The sequence below is a fragment of the Frankia umida genome (assembly GCF_023242945.1).
Taxonomy (GTDB): domain Bacteria; phylum Actinomycetota; class Actinomycetes; order Frankiales; family Frankiaceae; genus Frankia; species Frankia umida.
In genome coordinates, this window is sequence record NZ_JALKFT010000005.1 from 149,415 (window position 1) to 169,785 (window position 20,371).

Here is a 20,371-nt window from a genome sequence, read left to right on the forward strand (position 1 = left end):
CCCCTCAGCTCCTTTCATCCCCCGACCTCGATCTCGACCCGCTTCCCCGCCTCGGGTCGAACCCCGTCACCCGGCCGGCCGCCGCCTCCGGGCTGACTGTCATGCCCGGCCGGCCTCCGCGCCCGGGCCAGCAGCCATGCCCGCGGATCGCGACCGGCGGCCCGCCAGCCCGTCTCGGAAGGACATGTCCCGTGGCCAGTCCCGACTCCGCGCAGCGTAAGCGCGAGCTGCTCCGTCGTCGCCTCGCGGCCGCGGAGTTGGCGCGCGAGCCGGAGTCCGGCCCGGCCGGCGGCCCGGCGCGGGTGCCCGGCGAGGGTCATCCGGTGAGCGCGGGGCAGCGCCGGATGTGGTTCCTCTCGCGGCTGCGCCCCGACAGCCTGGCCTACACGATCTCGACGGCCTTCGACCTGACCGGCCCCCTGGACGTCGACGCCCTGCACGCCGCGCTGCGCACCGTCGCCCGCCGGCACGAGATTCTGCGCACCACCTACCGGGTGAGCGCCGACGGCGAACTCGAACAGGTCGTCCGCGACGACGTCGAACCGGCCTGGAGCAGCGTCGACGTCGGCGCCGAACCCGAGCCGCGCCGCGCCGCCGTCGCCCGGCAGGCCGCGCTGCGGGCGACCCGCCGTCCGTTCGACCTGGCGGTCGAGTCGCCGCTGCGGGTCACCGTCATCCGCCACGACGACGACCGGCACACCCTCGCCCTGGCCGCGCACCACATCGCCTGGGACGACGCCTGCTGGGACATCTTCTTCACCGACCTGCTTGCCGCCTACGACACCGGGACCGGCGCGGTGGCCGCCGCCGGCGGCCAGTACCTCGACGTCGCCTGGTCCGACCACGGCCCGGACGAGGCGGGACTCGCCTACTGGCGAACCGTCCTGTCCCCGCTGGCCGAGCCGCTCACCCTGCCCACCCCCACCCCGGACGACCTGGCCGCCCGCGACCGTCAGGTCGGCGACGGCGGCGGACCCGACGGTGGGCGTCAGGTCGTCCATCCGGCGTCGGGGGAGTTGGGTGGGCGGGTCCGGGCCTTCGCCGCCCGGCAGGGTGCCACCCCGTTCATGGTGGTCTTCGCCGCCTACGCGGCGCTGCTGCACCGGGTGACCGGCTCCCGCGACGTCACCGTCGGCACGCCGGTGGTCAACCGGGACGGCGCCGAGACCGCCGGTGTCCTGGGTTACTTCGGTAACAGCCTGGCGCTGCGGCTGTCCGTCGAGCCGGCCGACACGTTCACCGAGCTGCTGCTGCGCGCCCGCGAGGTCTGCCGGGGCGCTTTCGCCCATGCCGACGTCGACCTCGCCGATGTCGCCCGCGCCGTCAACCCGGACCGGGCCGACGGGGTGTCCAGCCTGTTCAACACGATGATCGCGGTGCGCCGGCCGGCCGCGGCGGCGCTGCGCGGCCGCGACCTGCGCGGCGTGCGGCGCCCCCTGCACAACGGCACCGCCCAGTTCCCGCTGCTGCTCGTCGCCGAGTTCACCGAAACCGACAGCACCGGGACCGACAGCACCGGGACCGGCGGTGGCGCCTCCGGTGCGTTCGAGCTGGAGACGACCTACCAGGACGCCGTGGTGTCCGCGACGTTCGCCGAGGCGGTCGGTCCCCGGCTGGCGCGGTTGCTGGCCGCCGCGCTCGCCGACCCCGACGCCCCGATCGCCACCCTCGACCTGCTCGCCTCCGCCGAGCGCGCCCACCTCCTGGCCGCCGGCAACGCCCCCACCAGCACCGCCGCCCCCACCAGCACCGCCGCCCCCACCGGCGACGTTCCCGTGGGCATCACGCACGACGCCGCGGCCAGCGCGGTGCCGTGGACGACGCGGTTCGCCGAGCAGGCCGCCCGAGCGCCGCGGCGGACGGCACTGGTCACCGCGGCGGGCAGCCTCACCTACGGGGAGCTGGCCGGACGAGCCGACACCCTGGCCCACGCCCTGGTCGGTCGGGGGGTGCGGCCCGGGACGGTTGTCGCGGTGGCGCTACCCCGCACCGCCGACCTGGTGGTGGCGGTGGCCGGCATCGGCCGGGCGGGCGGCGCGTACCTGCCCGTCGACGTCGACTACCCGGCCGAGCGGATCGCCTTCATGCTCGCCGACGCGGCCCCGACCGTGCTGGTCACGACACGTGATCTCGCGCCCGGGCTGCCCCACCCGTCCGACACCGTCGTGCTGCTGGTCGACGACCCCACGGCCGACCATCTGGCGGCCGACGGGACCGTGCCCGCGGACCCCGCCGCCACCGTCCCCGGGACGGAGCCGGCGCCGACGTGGCCGCCGGTGGTGCATCCGGACAGTCCCGTCTACGTCATCTACACGTCCGGGTCGACGGGACGACCCAAGGGTGTGGTCGTCAGCCACCGGTCGCTGGCGGTGTTCCTCGCGTCGTTCGTCGCGGCGGTACGCATCGGCCCGGACGACCGGCTGCTCGGCGCGACGACACTCGGCTTCGACCCGAGCACGGTCGAACTCCTCGCGCCGCTGACCGTGGGGGCCTCCTGCCATCTCGTCGAGGCCGGTGAGGGCCGGGACCCGGCGCGGCTCGCGGCGCTGATCACGGCCGGCGAGGTCACGATCGCGCAGGCCACCCCGTCGCGGTGGCGGTCGGTGCTGGACGCGGCGCCGCCCGGACCGCTGCCGGTGCGGGTCCTTTCCGGCGGTGAGCCGTTGCCGTCCGACCTGGCCGTTGAGCTGACCGCCCGGGCCCGCGAAGTGATCAACGTCTATGGGCCGACCGAGGTGACCGTCTGGGCCACCACCGGTGTCGTCCCCGCCGGCGACACGACCCCGGGCCGTCCGACGGTCGGACGACCCCTGCCGCACGTCCACGCCTATGTGCTCGATGGTGCGCTGACACCCGTCGTGCCCGGCGCGACCGGCGAGCTCTACCTGGCAGGACCGGCCGTGGCCGACGCGTACCTGGCCCGTCCGGCGCTGTCCGCCACCCGTTTCGTCGCGGACCCGTTCGACCCCACCCGCCGGATGTACCGCACGGGCGACCTCGCCCGCTGGCGCGCCACCGGTGAGCTCGACGTCGCCGGCCGCACCGATGACCAGGTGAAACTGCGCGGCTTCCGGATCGAACTCGGTGAGATCGAGACGGTGCTCGCCGCCGACCCGTCGGTGGCCCGCGCCGCCGCCGTCGTCCGCGACGACGGCCCCGCCGGCCGCGTCCTGGTCGCCTACGTCGTGCCCGCCGCGGCCGACGATCCCGCCACGGACGAGGACCCCGCCACGGCCGGGTCGTCCGCCGCGGCCGGGCAGCGGAAGTGGACCGAGCGGCTGCGGGCGTCCGTGGCGAGCCGGCTGCCGGGGCACATGGTGCCGGCGGCGTTCGTCGTGCTGGCGGCCCTGCCGACCACCGCGAACGGCAAGCTGGACCGCCGGGCGCTGCCCGCGCCGGACTTCGCCGCCGCCGTCGGCAGCGGCGGCCGGGCACCGGCGACAGCCGCCGAGACGATCCTGCGTGACGTCTTCGCCGACGTCCTCGGGCAGCCCGGCGTCGGCGTCGACGACTCGTTCTTCCACCTCGGCGGCGACAGCATTCTGGCGTTCTCGATGGTCACCCGGGCCGCCGCCCGCGGACTGACGGTGGCCCTGGCGGACGTGTTCGCCCACCCGACCGTCGCAGCCCTCGCCGCCCTGGCGGCCCCGGACGCCCTCGCCGCTCCTGCAACCCCGGACGCCACCGGCTCGATCGCCGCCACCGGCTCGACCAGGACCGAGATCGAGCTCGCGGTGGACGAGGCGGAGCTGGCCCGCGTCCGGGCGCGGTTCCCGGCCGCGACGTCGGTGTGGCCGCTGTCGCCGTCACAGTCGGGGTTGCTGTTCCACCGACTGCTCGACGGTGAGGACAGCCCCGACGTCTACGTCCTGCAGTTCGTCCTGGAACTGGGCGACGTCGGGGATGTGGCGCGGTTGCGGGCGGCGTCGCGGGCACTGATCGCCCGCCATGAGCTGCTGCGGGCCGCGATCGTGTCCGACGGGCGGGTGCCGGCGCAGGTGGTTCTGCCCGCCGCCGACCCGGAGTGGACCGTGGTCGACCTCTCCGGCTGGCCGGCGGCCGAGGCCCGGGCCGAGACCCGCCGGCTGGTCGAAGCCGACCGGGCCGGACGGTTCGACCTGGCGACACCGCCGCTGATCCGCTTTCTGTGGGTGCGTACCGGCACGCAGACGGCGACCCTGGCCGTCTGCGCCCACCATGTCGTCACCGACGGCTGGTCACTGCCGCTGCTGCTGCGTGAACTGTTCACGCTCGCGGCCGCCGACGATCCGGCTCTGGCCGGCGCAGGACTGCCGGCGCCGCGCCCGTACTCCGACCATCTGCGCTGGCTGCGAGCCCAGGACGGCGACGCGGCCCGAGCCGCCTGGCGCGCGGCGCTGGCCGGCCTCGACACACCGACCCTGCTCGCCGGCGGCGGCCATCGCACGACACCCGCCAGCGAGGCGTCCACGGGCAGCGCGTCCACGGGCAGCGCGTCCACAGGCAGTGCGTCCACGGGCGGTGCGTCCGGTGGGGGCAGCCCTGCGACGGTGGAGCGGGAGATCGACGCGGAGCTGGCCCGGCGGCTTGGCGAGCTTGGTCGGGCGCGGGGGTTGACGTTCGCGACGATCCTGCGGGCGGCGCACGCGGTGCTGCTGTCGCGGGCGGTCGGTCGGGACGACGTCGTGTTCGGCGAGGCGGCCTCCGGACGTCCACCGGCGCTGGCGGGGGTCGACACGATGGTCGGCCTGTTCGTCACCACCGTGCCGGTGCGGGTGACGGTGCGCGCCGGTGAGCCGGTCGCGGCCCTGATGGCCGATCTGCAGGCCGCGCAGGGTGCCCTGTTCGCCCATCACCACCTGGGTCTGGCCGAGATCCAGGCGGTGGCCGGGCTCGGGGAGCTGTTCGACACGCTGCTCGTCGTCGAGTCCTATCCGTTCGACCCGGCGACCCTGCTGCCCGCCGGCGGTCCGCGTCTGGTCGGTCTCGACGGCCATGACGCGACCCACTACGCGCTCACCGTCCGGGTCATCCCGGGCGAGCGGCCCCGGTTCACCTTCGGCTACCAGCCGGACCTGCTGGAAGCCACCACCGTGGCCGCCCTCGCCGACCGGCTGCTCGCCCTGCTGGCCGAGATCGCCGCCGACCCGGACCGTCCCGTCGGTGCCCTGGCGGGTTCGCGGCCGGCCGACCCGGCCGACCCGGCCGACCCGGCTGCCCCGCTCATCCCCGGTGTTCCGGGTGTTCCGTCCGAGTTGGTCGGGGCGTCCGAGCTGGTGGGGGCGTCCGAGGGGGGCGATCTGGACGTCACGTTGCCGCGGCTGTTCGAGGCGCAGGTGCGACGCGCCCCGGAGGCGGTGGCGTTGCGCTGGCGGGAGGAGGAGCTCACCTACGCCGAGCTCGACATACGGGCGAACCGGCTCGCCCAGGTGCTGCGTGGACGTGGGGTCGGCCCCGAATCGATCGTCGCGGTCGCCCTGCCCCGGTCGATCGACCTGGTCGTGGCGCTGCTCGCGGTGCAGAAGGCGGGCGGCGCGTACCTGCCGGTCGACCCGACCTACCCGTCCGAGCGGATCACGTTCATGCTGCGCGACGCGTCCCCGGTGTGCGCGGTGACGACCGTCGCCGACCGGGCGGCGCTGCCGGTGCGCACCGGGATACCACTGCTCGCGCTGGACGATCCGCTGGTCGTCACGGCCCTCGCCGAGCAGCCGCCGACCACGCCGGACATCGACCCGCGCGGCGACCATCTCGCCTACGTGATCTACACCTCCGGCTCCACCGGACGGCCCAAGGGCACGCTGATCCCGCACCGCAACGTCGTGCGGCTGTTCGCCGACACCCAGGACTGGTTCCACTTCGACGACCGCGACGTGTGGACGCTGTTCCACTCGGTGTCGTTCGACTTCTCCGTCTGGGAACTGTGGGGTCCGCTGCTGCACGGCGGACGGCTCGTCGTCGTCGACCACGAGGTGTCCCGCTCACCCGAGGCGTTCCGGGCGCTGCTGGCCCGCGAGGCGGTCACCGTCCTGAACCAGACGCCGTCGGCGTTCGCCACCCTCATCGATGCCGATGCCGATGCTGACGCCGCTGCCGGGCCGGGCACGTCCGCACCCGCGCTCGCCCTGCGACTGGTGATCTTCGGTGGGGAGGCGCTGGACACGAGCCGGCTCGCCCCCTGGTACGCCCGGCACGCGCCGGACGCCCCACACCTGGTCAACATGTACGGGATCACCGAGACCACGGTGCACGTCACCTACCTGCCGCTGCCGGTGGAGAACAACGACGGCGGACGTGGGCTGATCGGGGTGCCGATCCCCGGTCTGCGGGCGCGGCTGCTCGACCGGCACCTCACCCCCGTCCCGCCGGGGGTGCCCGGGGAGATCTACGTCAGCGGTGGGCAGCTCGCGCGGGGCTATTTGGGTCGGCCCGGTCTGAGCGCCACCCGGTTCGTCGCCGATCCCCACGGCACACCCGGTGATCGGCTCTACCGCACCGGTGACCTGGCCCGTCAGGCTCCGGACGGCACACTGGAATACCTCGGTCGGGCCGACGACCAGGTCAAGATCCGCGGCTTCCGGATCGAGCCGGGGGAGATCGAGGCGGTGCTCGCCGCCGATCCGACGGTGGCCCGCGCCGTCGTCCTCGCGCGTCCCGACGCGGCCGGGCGGGCCCGCCTGATCGCCTATGTCGTCCCGTCCGCGACCGACGCCGACGCCGTCCAGCAGGTTGATGTGGCGGCGCTGCGGGCCCGGGCCGCGGCGGTGCTGCCCGACTTCATGGTGCCCGCGGCCGTCGTGGCGCTGCCCGGACTGCCCCTGACCGGCAACGGCAAGCTCGACCGGGCCGCCCTGCCCGCCCCCGACCTCGGCGCCGCCACCTCGGCCCGAACCGGCCGCACCCAGCTCGAACGGACCCTGTGCGCGGTGTTCAGCACCGTGCTGGGCCTGGACCGGGTCGGCGTCGACGACGATTTCCTCACCCTCGGCGGCGACAGCATCCTCGCGATCGGGCTCGTCAACCGGGCCCGGCGCGAAGGCGTGCGCGTCACGCCCCGCGAGGTGTTCCTGCAGCGCACCCCGGCCGCCCTCGCCGCCCTCGTCGCCGCCCGCACCCCCACCGCGTCCACCGCTGCCACCTCCACCCCTGCCACCTCCACCCCTGCCACCTCCGCCTTTGCCACGTCCACCTCGGACGCGCCCGCCGCTGCTGCCTCCTCCGCCTCCGCGTCCACCGCCTTCGGTGCGGCTGGGGCGGCGCGGGAGGAGGCGCTCGGCATGCTGACGCCGCTGCCGATCGTGGCTCGGCTCGCCGAGTGGGGTGGGCAGATCCGGCGGTTCAACCAGGCGTTCCTGGTGGGGACACCGGCCGACGCCGACGAGCCGAGCCTGCGGGCGGCGCTGGAGGCGCTGCTGGCCCACCACGACGGGCTGCGCGCCCGGTTGCTGCGTCCGGCGCCGTCGGTGTGGCTGATGCGGATCGACCCGCCGGGCATCCCCGACCCGGACCTGCTCGTCCGGATCGACACCGCCGGGCTCGACGAGGCGGCGCTGCGGGCGACGATCACCGCCGCGTCCGGTTCGGCCGCGGGACGCCTCGACCCCGACGCCGCGACGATGGTCCGCGCGGTGTGGCTCGACGCCGGCCCCGGCCAGCCCGGACGGCTGGTGCTGGTCGCCCACCATCTTGTCGTCGACGGCGTGTCCTGGCGCATTCTGCTCGACGACCTGACCGACGCCTACGCGGCGGTGCGCGCCCAGCGGCCGGTCGCGCTCGACCCGGTCGGCACCTCACTGCGGGCCTTCTCCCGGATCACCGCCGAGGCCGCCGCCGCACCCGAACGCCTCGGCGAGCTGACCCACTGGCTGGCCACCCTCGCCCCCGGCGGACGTCCGTTCACCGAACCGTCCCGCTCGGGCGGGGTGGGCACGGTCGCCGGCACCGCACGGCTGCGGGTCGACCTGCCGGTGTCGACGACATCGGCGCTGCTCACCGGTGTTCCGGCGGCCACCGGCGCGGAAATCACCGATGTGCTGCTCACCGCGCTGCGCCAGGCGATCCCGGCGGAGGGTCCCTCCGGCGATCCGTCCGGCGATCTGATCGTCGACCTGGAACGGCACGGACGCACGGAGCTCACCGACGAGGTCGACCTCGCCCGCACGGTCGGCTGGTTCACCAGCATCGCCCCGGTACGCCTCGGCCCCGCCCACGGTTGCGCCCGCGAGGTGCTCGCCGCGGTCACCGCGACACTGCGGGCGGTACCGGACGCCGGGATCGGTTTCGGCCTGCTGCGCTACGCCAACCCGCTGGCCGGACCCACCCTCGCCGCGGCCGGACACGCCCAGGTGCTGTTCAACTACCTGGGCCGGTTCGGCACCGACGGACGCGCCGACTTCGCCCCGGCCCCCGAGTTCGACGCGCTCGCCGCCTCCTTCGACCCCGACCTCGGCGTCGGCTACCCGCTGACCGTCGACGTCGCCTGCGTCGACACCGCGCAGGGCCCACGGTTGCAGGCCACGTTCACCTACCTGACGACCATCCTCACACCGGACGTCACCGCCCGCCTCGCCGCCGCCTTCGTCGACGCCCTCGGCGATCTCGCGACACTGGCCACCCCGAACACCACCGCTGGTCCCGGCACCGACTCTGCCGCCAGCACCGACTCTGCCGCCAGCACCGACTCTGCGGCCGGCACCGGTCCGTCCTCGCCGATCGTGGCGGCGGCCCGTGCGCTCGTCGAACTGTCGGACGAGCAGACCAGCCGGATCGCGCAGGCCTTCCCGGCCGGAATCGACGCGGTCTGGCCGCTGTCACCGTTGCAGGAGGGGCTCTACTTCCAGTGGGCGCTGGACCGCACCAGCGACGCCTACACCGCCCAGTTCTCCTTCGACTTCGACCACCGTCTGGACGTCGACCGGCTGCGCCGAGCCACCACGGCGTTCATGGCCCACCACCCGACCGTGCGGGCCGGTTTCCTCAGCGACGGGCTGCCCCACACGGTGCAGGTCATCGTCCGGGGCCTGCCGGCGCCGGTCGAGGAGATCGACCTGACCGGGCTGCCGGAGGCGCTGCGGGAGCAGCGGGCACGGGAGATCGCGGCGGCCGACCGGGCCCGTCCGTTCGATGTCTGCGCGCCGCCGCTGTTCCGCCTGACCCTGCTGCACCTGGCCGACAACCTCGACCGGCTCGTCATCAACCGTCAGGTCCTGCTGTGGGACGGCTGGTCCGGCGCGCTGGTCGTCGAGGACCTGCTCACCCGCTACGCCGCCGACGAGGACAGTGCCGCACCGGCGACCGCGACCGCACCGGCGACCGCGGCGACCGCGGCGACCGCGGCGACCACGGTAGGCGCGTCGTTCGCGGACTACCTGGGCTGGCTGCGGGAGCAGGACACCGGCGCCGCCGAGGCGGCGTGGCGCTCGGCGCTCGCCGGGCTGGACGAGCCGACGATGGTGATCCCGGCGGCCCGCGGGCTGGCACCGGTCGCACCGGAGCGGATCACCGCCGAGGTGCCCGAGGGCACCGCCGCGGCGGCCCGCGCGGCCGCCCGGGCGCACGGCGTCACCCTCAACACGATCTTCAACACGGCGTTGGCGCTGGTCCTGGCCAGTGTCACCGGCGGCGACGACATCGTGTTCGGGACGACCGTCGCCGGGCGACCGACCGAGCTGGACGGCATCGACGAGGTCGTCGGACTGTTCCTGAACACCGTCCCGGTCCGCATCCGCCTCGACCCGGCCGAATCCGTCGGGGACCTGCTGCGCCGCGTCGCCGGTGACCGCCTTGACCTGCTCGACCACGAGTATCTCGGGCTCGCCGAGATCCAGCGGGCCAGCGGGCATCCGGTCCTGTTCGACACGCTCTACGTGCTGCAGAACTTCATCGACGAGGTGGCGAACGAGCGGACCACCGCCCGCCACGGCATCATCGCCGGGTCGAGCCTCGACCACACCCACTTCCCGCTGACGTTCGTCCTGGCCCCCGGCACGCGGATCACCATGCGGCTGGAGTACCGGGCGGACGTCGTCGACGCGGACCTGGCGCACGCCCTGTTCGACCGGTTCCTCGCCACCGTCGGCACTCTCGTCGCCGACCTCGACGCGCCCGTCGGACGGATCGACCCGCTGCTGCCCGCGGAACGGATCCGTCTGGCCAGCGACACCGCCCTCGTGCGCGAACCGATCGGCACCGAGACCATCGCCGACCTGCTCGCCACCCGGGCCGCGGCGGTCGGCGACGAGACCGCGCTCGTCCTGGGCGGCCAGCGGCTGACCTACGCCGAGCTCGACGCCCGGGTCAACCAGGTCGCCCGGCTGCTGAGCGCCCGCGGCGCCGGCCCCGAGACGGTGGTCGCGCTCGGCCTCGGCCGCACCCTGGACATGGTCGTCGCCCTGTTCGCGGTGCTGCGCACCGGCGCCGCCTACCTGCCGCTCGAACTCGACCATCCGCCGGCCCGCCTGACCAGCATGGTCGCCGACGCCGGCGCCACCCTGGCCCTGACCACCGCGGCCACCCACCGTTACCTCGCCGATCTGCCCGAGGGTGCCGACCTGCCCGAGGGTGCCGGCCTCGCCGAAGGCGCTGGCCTGTCCGAAGGCGCCGACCGGGTGGCGTCCGCGGCGGTGCGGTGGCTGGAACTGGACGATCCGGAGCTGGCCGCCGAACTCGCCGCCACCTCGGCGGACCCGCTCTCGGACGCCGAGCTCGGCGCGTTCGCGCGCGGCCGGGCCGACCGGCTCGACCATCCCGCGTACGTGATCTACACGTCCGGTTCGACGGGACGGCCCAAGGGTGTCGTCACGCCCTACCGCGGGCTGACGAACATGCAGCTCAACCACCAGAAGGAGATCTTCGCGCCGACGGTGGCGGCGGCCGGCGGCCGGCGGCTGCGGATCGCGCACACCGTCTCGTTCGCCTTCGACATGTCCTGGGAGGAGCTGCTCTGGCTCGTCGAGGGCCACGAGGTGCACATCTGCGACGAGGAACTGCGCCGCGACGCCGAAGGACTCGTCGCCTACTGCGACCGGCACCACATCGACGTCGTCAACGTGACGCCGACCTACGCGCTGCACCTGTTCGAGGCCGGCCTGCTCGAACGGGACGAGGCACCGGCGGGCACCGGGCGGCACCGTCCGGCGCTGGTGATGCTCGGCGGGGAAGCCGTCCCGGACTCGGTGTGGAACCGGCTGCGCGACACCGACGGCATCACCGGCTACAACCTGTACGGGCCGACCGAGTACACCATCAACACCCTCGGCGCCGGCACGTCCGACAGTGTCACCCCGGCGGTCGGCCGGCCGATCCGCAACACGGCGGTACTCGTCCTCGACCGCTGGCTGCGTCCCGTTCCCGACGGTGTCGCCGGCGAGCTCTACATCGCCGGGGACGGGCTGGCCCGCGGCTATCTCGGCCAGCTCGGGCTGACCGCGGCCCGGTTCGTCGCCGACCCCGTCCACCTGGGCGCGCGGATGTACCGCACCGGCGACCTGGTGGTCCGCCGGCCCGACGGCAACCTCGACTTCCTCGGACGCACCGACGACCAGCTGAAGATCCGCGGTCACCGGATCGAACTCGGCGAGGTCATCTCGGCGTTGGACGGCCATCCGGGGGTCAGCCAGTCCGCGGTCATCGCCGTCCCCGACCCGACGCTGCCCGGCTCCAAGCGGCTCGTCGCCTACGTCGTGCCGGCGCGGCGCGGCGCGGACGACCGGGCGGTCACCGAGACCGAGCAGGTCGGCGAATGGCAGCAGATCTACACCGACGAGTACGAGCGCATCCCCACCGCCGCCACCGTCGAGGACTTCGCCGGCTGGGACTCCAGCTACGACGGGACGCCGATCCCGCTGCCGGACATGCGCCAGTGGCGCGCGGCCACCGTCGAACGCGTCCAGGCACTGGCACCGGACGCGGGCCAGGGCCAGGCTCCGGGTCGACGCATCCTGGAGATCGGGGTTGGCACCGGTCTGCTGCTCGGCCCGCTCGCCCCCGGCTGCGAGGCGTACTGGGCGACGGACTTCGCCGCCCCGGTCGTCGCGAAGCTGCGCGCCGAGGCCGCCGCCGACCCGCGGCGATTCGGCGCCGTCGAGCTGCGCCACGCCCCCGCGCACATCACCGAGGGCCTGCCGCGCGCGTTCTTCGACACGGTCGTCATCAACTCGGTGATCCAGTACTTCCCGAGCGCCGACTACCTGCGCGGTGTGCTGCTCGGCGCCCTGGAACTGCTCGCCCCCGGCGGCTCCATCCTCATCGGGGACGTGCGTGACCTCGGCCGCCTGCGCGCCTTCCACAGCGCCATCGAACGTCGTGCCCTCGAACGCCGTGCCCTCGAACGTCGTGCCCTCGAACGTCGTGCCCTCGAACGCCGCGCCCTCGAAGGCGACGTCGACGCCGGTTCGGCCACCGATCCGCGGCGGTTCGCCGCCGCCGTCGACCGGCGTCTCCAGCTGGAGAAGGAACTGGTCGTCGCGCCCGCGTTCTTCCACGCCCTGGCCGCCGACGCCGGGCTCGAGGTCTGTGTGCGGGTCAAGCGTGGCCACCACCGCAACGAACTCACCCGCCACCGCTACGACGTCGTGCTGCGCCGCCCGACGGTCGCGCGGCACACCCCCGACCCGACGGCCGCGTCGGAGTGGACGGAACTGACCTGGGGGGTGGACGTGGTCGACCTGGCCGGGTTCACCGCGTTCCTACGGGGACGGCGACCGGCGCGGGTGCGGCTGGCCGCCATGCCCGACGCCCGGGTCGCCGCCGAACTCGCCACCATCGACCTCGCGGACGCCACCGCCGCCGAGGTGATCGGGCAGGCCGCGCAGACACTCGCCGTCGACCCCGAGGACGTCCACGCCCTCGCCGACACCCTCGGCTACACCGCCGCGCTCGAGCCCCGCAGCGACACCGCCGGCCTGCTCGACGTCGTGCTCGTCCACGGCACACGCCCGACCGACCTGCCCTTCACCGCCCCGACGACGTCCACCGCCGCGACGGAGCGCACCTCCGTGACGGCGTCCAGCGCCGCGGCGGAGCACACGAACGATCCGACGGCGGCGCGTGCGGCGGGAGCGCTGGTGGCCCGGCTGCGCACCGATCTCGCGACGGTGCTGCCGGACTACGCGGTACCGGCGGCGTTCATGCCGCTCACCGAGATCCCCCGCAACGCCAACGGCAAGCTGGACGTGGCCGCGTTGCCCGCGCCGCGGCCGGTGGCCCGCAGTTCGGGGCGCGCGCCGGCCGCCGGCGTCGAACAGGCCCTCGCCGACCTGTTCGCGGACATCCTGGGTCTGCCCTCGGTCGGGGCGGACGACAACTTCTTCGCCCTCGGCGGCCATTCGCTGCTCGCCACCCGAGTGGTCAGCCGGGCGAGGACGACACTCGGCGTGGAACTGGCCATCCGTGACCTGTTCGACGCGCCGACGGTCGAGGCACTGGCCGCGAAACTCACCACGGGCACGGGCACGGGTGCGGCGGGCGCCGGCCGGACCCGTCCGGTGCTGCGTGCGGCAACGCCCCGTCCGGCGCGCGTCCCGCTGTCGGCGGCGCAGCGCAGGCTGTGGCTGGTCGACCGGCTCGCCGGTGGCACCGACGCCTACAACTACCCGCTCGCCCTGCGCCTGGCCGGCCGGATCGACCTCGACGCGCTCCGGGCCGCCGTCGCCGACCTGATCACCCGGCACGAGGTGCTGCGCACGGTCATCACCACTGATGACGGCACGCCCTACCAGCACATCCTCGACCCGGCCGTCGCCCTCACCCGCATCACCATCACCCACGACGCCGCTGCCGGCGCTGAGGGCGGGGATGTCGGTGTCGAGGGGACGCAGCGGTGGATCGCGGCGGCGACGGCGCGGCCGTTCGACCTGGCGGTCGAGCCGCCGCTGCGGCTGCGGGTGCGCGGCGAGGCGGACGGTGACGTCCTGCTGGTCGTCCTGCATCACATCGCCACCGACGAATGGTCGGACCGGCCGTTCCTGCTCGATCTGGACGCCGCCTACACCGCCCGGCTCGCCGGGCGGACCCCACGGTTCGCGCCGCTGCCCGTCCAGTACGCGGACTTCACGCTGTGGCAGCGTGACCTGCTCGGTGACCCGGCGGACCAGGACAGCCTCGCCGCCCGTCAACTCGCCTTCTGGCTGGACGCGCTGCGCGGTCTGCCGCAGCGGATCGCGCTGCCGCTGGACCGGGAGCGCCCGGCTGAGCGCGACGGACGGTCCGGTCGGGCGGTGCGCGTCCTGCCGGCGCCGGTGACGGCCGGGCTGCGGGCACTGTGCACGGCCACCGCAACCAGCATATCGATGCTCGTCCACGCCGCCCTCGCCACCCTGCTGCACCGGCTCGGCGCCGGTGACGACATCCCGATCGGCGTGCCGGTCGCCGGACGCACCGACGCGGGTCTCGAACAGCTCGTCGGCTTCTTCGTCAACACCCTGGTCGTGCGTTCCGACCTGACCGACGACCCGACGTTCCGGGATCTGCTGGCCCGCACCCGCCAGACCGACCTGGCCGCCTTCGACCACGCCGACCTGCCGTTCGAGGACATCGTCGCGGCCCGTCGCGGCCGGCGCGTCCCCGGGGTGAACCCGCTGTTCCAGGTGATGGCGGGCTACCACCATCTGGGCGGCGACGACCGGGCACTGTTCGGCCAGCCGGTGAGCTGGATCAACCCGGAGGTCGGCAGCGCCAAGTTCGACCTGGACGTGACGTTCGTCGACCGGGCGGCCACCGGTGAGATCACCGCTCTGGTCGAGTTCGCCCTCGACATCCTCGACCCGTCCAGCGGCGCCAGGCTCGCCGACCGGCTCGTCCGGCTGCTGGCCAGGATCGTGGACGATCCTGATCGTCCGGTCAGCCGGCTGCTCCTGCTCGACGCCGACGAACGGGCCGCCGCCCTACGCGCCGCCGCCGGCCCCCGACGCGCCCTGCCCGCCACCCCAGCCGTCCCCGCCACCCCAGCCATCCTCACCACCCCAGCCGTCCCCGCCGCGCTGTCGGGCCCGGCCCGGACGGTGCCCGATCTGCTGGACCGGGCGGTGGCGGCCTACCCGGACCGGGTCGCGCTGGTCACCGAGACCGAGAGCCTCACGTTCACCGAACTCGCCGCCGAGGTGGCGCGGATCGCCCGGCGGATCGCCCGGCTGCGCCTCACCCCCGAGACGATCGTCGGCGCCGAGATGGTCGTCGCCGTCGCGCTGCCCCGGGCCCGGATGGTCCCGGGGATCTTCGGTGTGCTTGCGGCGGGCGCGGGCTATCTGCCGATCGACACCGAACAACCGGCGGACCGGTTGGCGTTCCTGCTCGCCGATGCCGCCCCCACGGCCATCCTCACCACCCGGATGTTCGCCACCCGCCTGCCCGAGCACACCGCCACCGTCATCCTGCTCGACGAGCCGACGTCCGACGTCGAGCCCGAACCCGAGCTCGACGGGAGGCCGGGGTCGCCGGCGGCCGGTGGACGGCGTCCGACCGCGGCCAGCGCCGCCAGCGTGATCTACACCTCGGGTTCGACCGGACGGCCCAAGGCGGTCGTTGGCACCCACCGTGGCCTGGTCAACCTGTTCGGTTCGCATGTCGTCGACCTCATCGCGCCGGCGCAGGACGCGGCCGGCCCCGGACGGGAGGCGCTGCGGGTCCTGCACGCGGCCTCGTTCAGCTTCGACGGCTCGTGGGAGCCGCTGCTGTGGCTGCTCGCCGGCCATGAGGTGCATGTGGTGGACGAGCGGACCGCCCGCGACTCCGCCGCCCTCGTCGCCTACCTCGAACGGGTCCGCGTCGACGTGCTCGACCTGACCCCGACCTACCTGCAGGAACTGATGAAGGACGGCTTCGGCCGGCGGGACGCGCACCGACCCGGTGTCCTGCTCGTCGGTGGCGAGGCGACCCCGCCCGCGCTGTGGGCGCAGCTGCGGGCGATGCCCCCGACGGTCGTGCACGACCTGTACGGGCCGACCGAGTACTCGGTCGACGCCTACGGCTGGCACAGCGGCGGCCCGGGCGGCGGGGCGTGCGGGCCAGCCGGGTCGCAGTGGGCGGCGCCGATCGCGAACACCGACGTCTACCTGTTGGACCAGGCGCTCGAGCCGGTCGCCGACGGTGTGCCCGGCGAGCTCTACCTGGCCGGACCGGGTCTGGCCCGCGGCTACCTCGGCCGGCCGGGGCTTTCCGCCACCCGTTTCGTCGCCGACCCGTTCGGTTCGGCGGGGCGGCGGATGTACCGCACCGGTGACCTGGCCCGCCGCCGTCCGGACAGCTCCCTCGCCTTCCTCGGCCGCGCCGACGACCAGATCAAGCTGCGTGGCTTCCGGGTCGAACTCGGCGAGATCGAACGGGCGTTGGAGGCGGTGCCCGGTGTCAGCCAGGCCGCCGTCCTCTTCCGCCCGGACGCCCCACCCGCCCGCCAACTCCTCGCCTACGTCGTGCCCGCCGCCGCTACCGGCCAGGGTGCCGCTGCCCAAGGGGCTGTCGGCCAGGGGGCCGCGGTCCAGGGGTCCGCGGTCCAGGGAGCTGGGGCCGAAGGGGCGGCGCTGGGTGCCATGGTGCGGGAGCAGGTGGCTCGGGTGCTGCCCGGGCATATGGTGCCGCAGGCGGTCGTCGTGCTCGTCCGGCTGCCCCGCACGACCAACGGCAAGCTGGACCGGGCGGCGCTGCCCGAACCGGTCACCACGCCACCCTCGGCGGGCCGTCGGCCGCGGGACGCCCGCGAGGAGCTGCTCGCCGAGCGGTTCGCCGCCGTCCTCGGGGTGGACCGGGTCGGCGTCGACGACGACTTCTTCACCCTCGGCGGTCACTCGCTGCTGGTGATGCGGCTGTGCGCGGCGATCCGCACGACGTTCGGCGTGGAGATCACCCCCCGCACCGTCTTCGAGGAGCCGACCGTCGCCCGCCTGGCCCGCCGGCTGGACACCGCCGGCACCGCCCGACCGGCCGTGCGCCGCCGGGCTCGCCCCGGCCAGCCGCCCCTGTCGTTCGCGCAGCGGCGGATGTGGGTCCTCGGCCAGGTGGAAGGGCCTGGCGCCACCTACAACATCCCGGTCACCTGGCGGTTCACCGGCGCGCTGGACCTCACCGCGCTGCGCGCCGCCATCGCGGACGTGGTCGGCCGACACGAGGCGTTGCGCACCGTCTTCCCCGCCGGCCCGGACGGCGAACCGGTCGCGCGCGTCCTGGACCCGGCGCAGGTCCACATCCCGTTCGACGTGATCGACCGGACGGCGGACGCCCCACCGCCACCACGGGACCCGCGGCTCGCGGACCTGCTGGCCAAGGCGGCGGCATACCCGTTCGACCTCGAACGGGAGGTGCCGGTGCGGGTGAGCGTCGTGCGCGCCACCCCGACGCTGCACCTCGTCCAACTGCTCATCCACCACATCGCCGCGGACGAGGGTTCCGACCTGCCCCTGTCGCGGGATCTGTCCACCGCCTACCGGGCCCGGACGGCCGGTGTGGCCCCGGACTGGGCGCCGCTGCCCGTCCAGTACGTCGACTACGCGCTGTGGCAGCGGGAGCTGCTCGGGGACGAGGCCGACCCGGCCAGTCCGGCGGCCGCGTCCCGACGGTTCTGGCGGGACGCGCTGGCCGGCCTGCCCGCGGAACTGGCGCTGCCCACCGACCGGGCGCGCCCGGACGAACCGACCCACGCCGGCGGCATCGTCGAGACGTCCATCGACGCCGAACTGGTCGCGGCGCTGCGGGCGCTCGGCCGGGAGCATGGCGCGAGCCTGTTCATGGTGGCGCGTGGCGCCGTGGCGACCCTGCTGCACCGCCTCGGCGCGGGGGTCGACGTGCCGATCGGCACACCGGTCTCCGGACGGGTCGACGCCGCGTTGGACGACCTCGTCGGTTTCTTCCTCAACACCGTCGTGCTGCGGACGGACCTGTCCGGCGACCCGTCGTTCGCCGACCTGCTCGGCCGGGTCCGCGCCGGTGACCTGGCCGCCTTCGACCACCAGGAGCTGCCCTTCGACCGGGTGGTGGACGCGGTCAACCCGCCGCGGCTGCTCGCCCGCCACCCCCTGTTCCAGGTGATGATCGTCTACCTGGCGGCCGCCGACGTCACCGACGGCCTGGACCTCGGCGGCGGTGTCCTCGGCCGACCCGAGCCGGTGCGCCGCTCCACCGCCAAGTTCGACCTGTCCTTCGACTTCGTCGAACAGCGTTCCGAGGACGGGGGCGCGGCCGGCATGACGATCGGCGTCGCCTACAGCGACGACCTGTTCGACCGGACCACCGCCGAGCGCCTGGCCGCCTGCCTGCGTCACCTGCTCGCCGCCCTCGCCGGCGCCCCAGGCACACCCGTGGGCACCCTCGAGGTCACCGACGGCGACGGCCGCCTGGTGGTCTTCCCCACCCACGCGATCGACGCGACGACGCCGGACGTGACGTCCGGCGACCCCGGCGCATCACGCGGCGCGGGCCAGCCGGTCAGCGAAGCCGCCTCGGCCGCCTCGGCCGCCTCGGCTGGCTCGGCTGGCTTGGGCGTCTCGGCTGGCGGTCGGCCGGCGGCCCGGCGGATGGCGGTGGGCGAGGTCGAGACCGCGCTGGTCACGGCGTTCGCGTCAGTGCTGGGGGTCGAGGAGGTCGGCGTCGACGACGACTTCTTCACTCTCGGCGGCGACAGCATCATCGCGATGCGGCTGGTCACCCGCATCCGCGCCGCCGGGTTCACGGTGACCCCGCGGCAGCTGTTCGGCCATCGCACCCCCGCGACCCTCGCCACCGTCACCCGCCGCCGCGGCGTTCGCCCGGCCCGGACCACCTCCGCCGGCGCGACCTCCACCGGCGCCGCGTCCACCAGCGCCACCTCCACCCGTGGCACGTCGGCTCCGGCGCGGGAGGCGGTGCTGCCGCCGACGCCGGCGTTGCAGTCGGCCCGGGAACGCGGTGGACACATCGGGCAGCGGCTGGCGTTCGCCTCGTTCACCTCACCGGTGCTCCTGCGCACCCCGGCCGGCCTGGACCTCGACACCCTGGTCGCCGGACTCGCCGCCGTCATCGAGCGGCACGAGGTCCTGCGCGCCCGGCTGGTGCGCACCTCCGGTGCCGGCGCCGACGGCGGGCCGGCCTGGTCGCTGGCGATCGCGGCCCCCGGCGTCCTGGACGCCCGCGACCTGGTCCGCCGGATCGACGCGACCGACCTCGCCGGTGCCGGTGCCGGTGCCGGTGCCGACGAGCGTGACGGGTTCGGCAGCCGCGGTGCGCTCGCGGCGATGTCGGGCCTGGCCGCGGCGACCAACGCCGAGATCGACCCGGACCGCGGCCAGCTGCTGCGGGCCGTCTGGCTGGACGCGGGCCCCGCGACACCCGGCCGACTGCTGCTGATCATCCACCATGCGCTGATCGACGGGGTGTCCTGGTCGGTGGTGCTGGAGGATCTGGCCGCGGCGGTCACCGCGCTGCGCACCGGTGCCTCCCCGGACCTGGCGCCCGTCGCCGTCCCGTTCGGCGACTGGGCCCGCCGCCTGGACGCCCGGGCCCGCGACCCGCGCACCGACGAGCGCCTCCCCTTCTGGCAGGACCTGCTCGCCCGCGCCACCCCGGTCACCTGGTCGCCGCCAGCACGGACGTCCGAGGAGCCGGCGACTGCCCAGGAGCTGGTGGCGTCCGAGGTGCCGGTGGCGGTGACCGTGCCGCCGCGGCGGGCCACGGCGCTGCTGTCGACGGTGCCCGCCGCGTTCGGCATCGGCGTGGACGAACTGCTGCTCGCCGCGCTGTCGCTGGCCGTCACCGAGCTGACCCGGCCGGATGACAGCGGCCGGTCGGGGATCGTCGTCGCGATGCAGGCGCACGGACGCCAGGAACACCTCGTCGGCGACGACGACCTGACCCGCACGGTCGGCTGGCTCGCCGAGATCTACCCGTTCCTGCTCGAATGCTCCAGCGGCCGTGCTGGTGCTGGCGACGGCAACGGCGACGGCGACCGGGAGATCGACGGGACGGTCGCGCGGGTGCGGGCGCTCATGGCCCAGATCCCCGACGGCGGCACCGACTACAGCCTGCTGCGCTACCTCAACCCGCGCACGGCGGCCACGCTCGCGGCCGCCCCCGCTCCCACGATCTACCTGAACTATGTGGGACGGCTGACCCGCGGCCAGGTCACCGACTGGTCGGTCGCCGCGCAGGACGAGGTGCTGTTCGCGGACTGGAACTCCGACCAGCCCGACCCGTTCCCGCTGAGCCTGATCGTGCGGGTCCTCGACACCCCGGACGGCCCCGAGCTCACCGCCCGCTGGACGACCGGCGACGACGCGCCACCCGCCGTGGTCGTGCACGCCCTCGCGGCCGCCTGGGAGCGAGCCCTGGCCGCCCTCGCCGACCGTGCCGACCGCCTGGACGCCGCCGCCCGACCGGGGGCGGTTCCGCCTGCTTCGTGACCTGCTGAACCAGCCACCGATCCCGGCCCGCC

1 protein-coding gene is annotated in these 20,371 nt (G+C 74.8%); it reads left to right on the plus strand.

The genetic code is table 11. From position 1 onward, the window contains the following. Positions 1-191: 191 nt before the first annotated feature. Positions 192-20,339 carry a non-ribosomal peptide synthetase gene (locus tag MXD59_RS07220; protein ID WP_308301664.1) on the plus strand — a complete coding sequence of 6,716 codons (20,148 nt, stop codon included), beginning with the start codon at positions 192-194 and terminating at the stop codon, positions 20,337-20,339. Positions 20,340-20,371 lie beyond the last annotated feature (32 nt).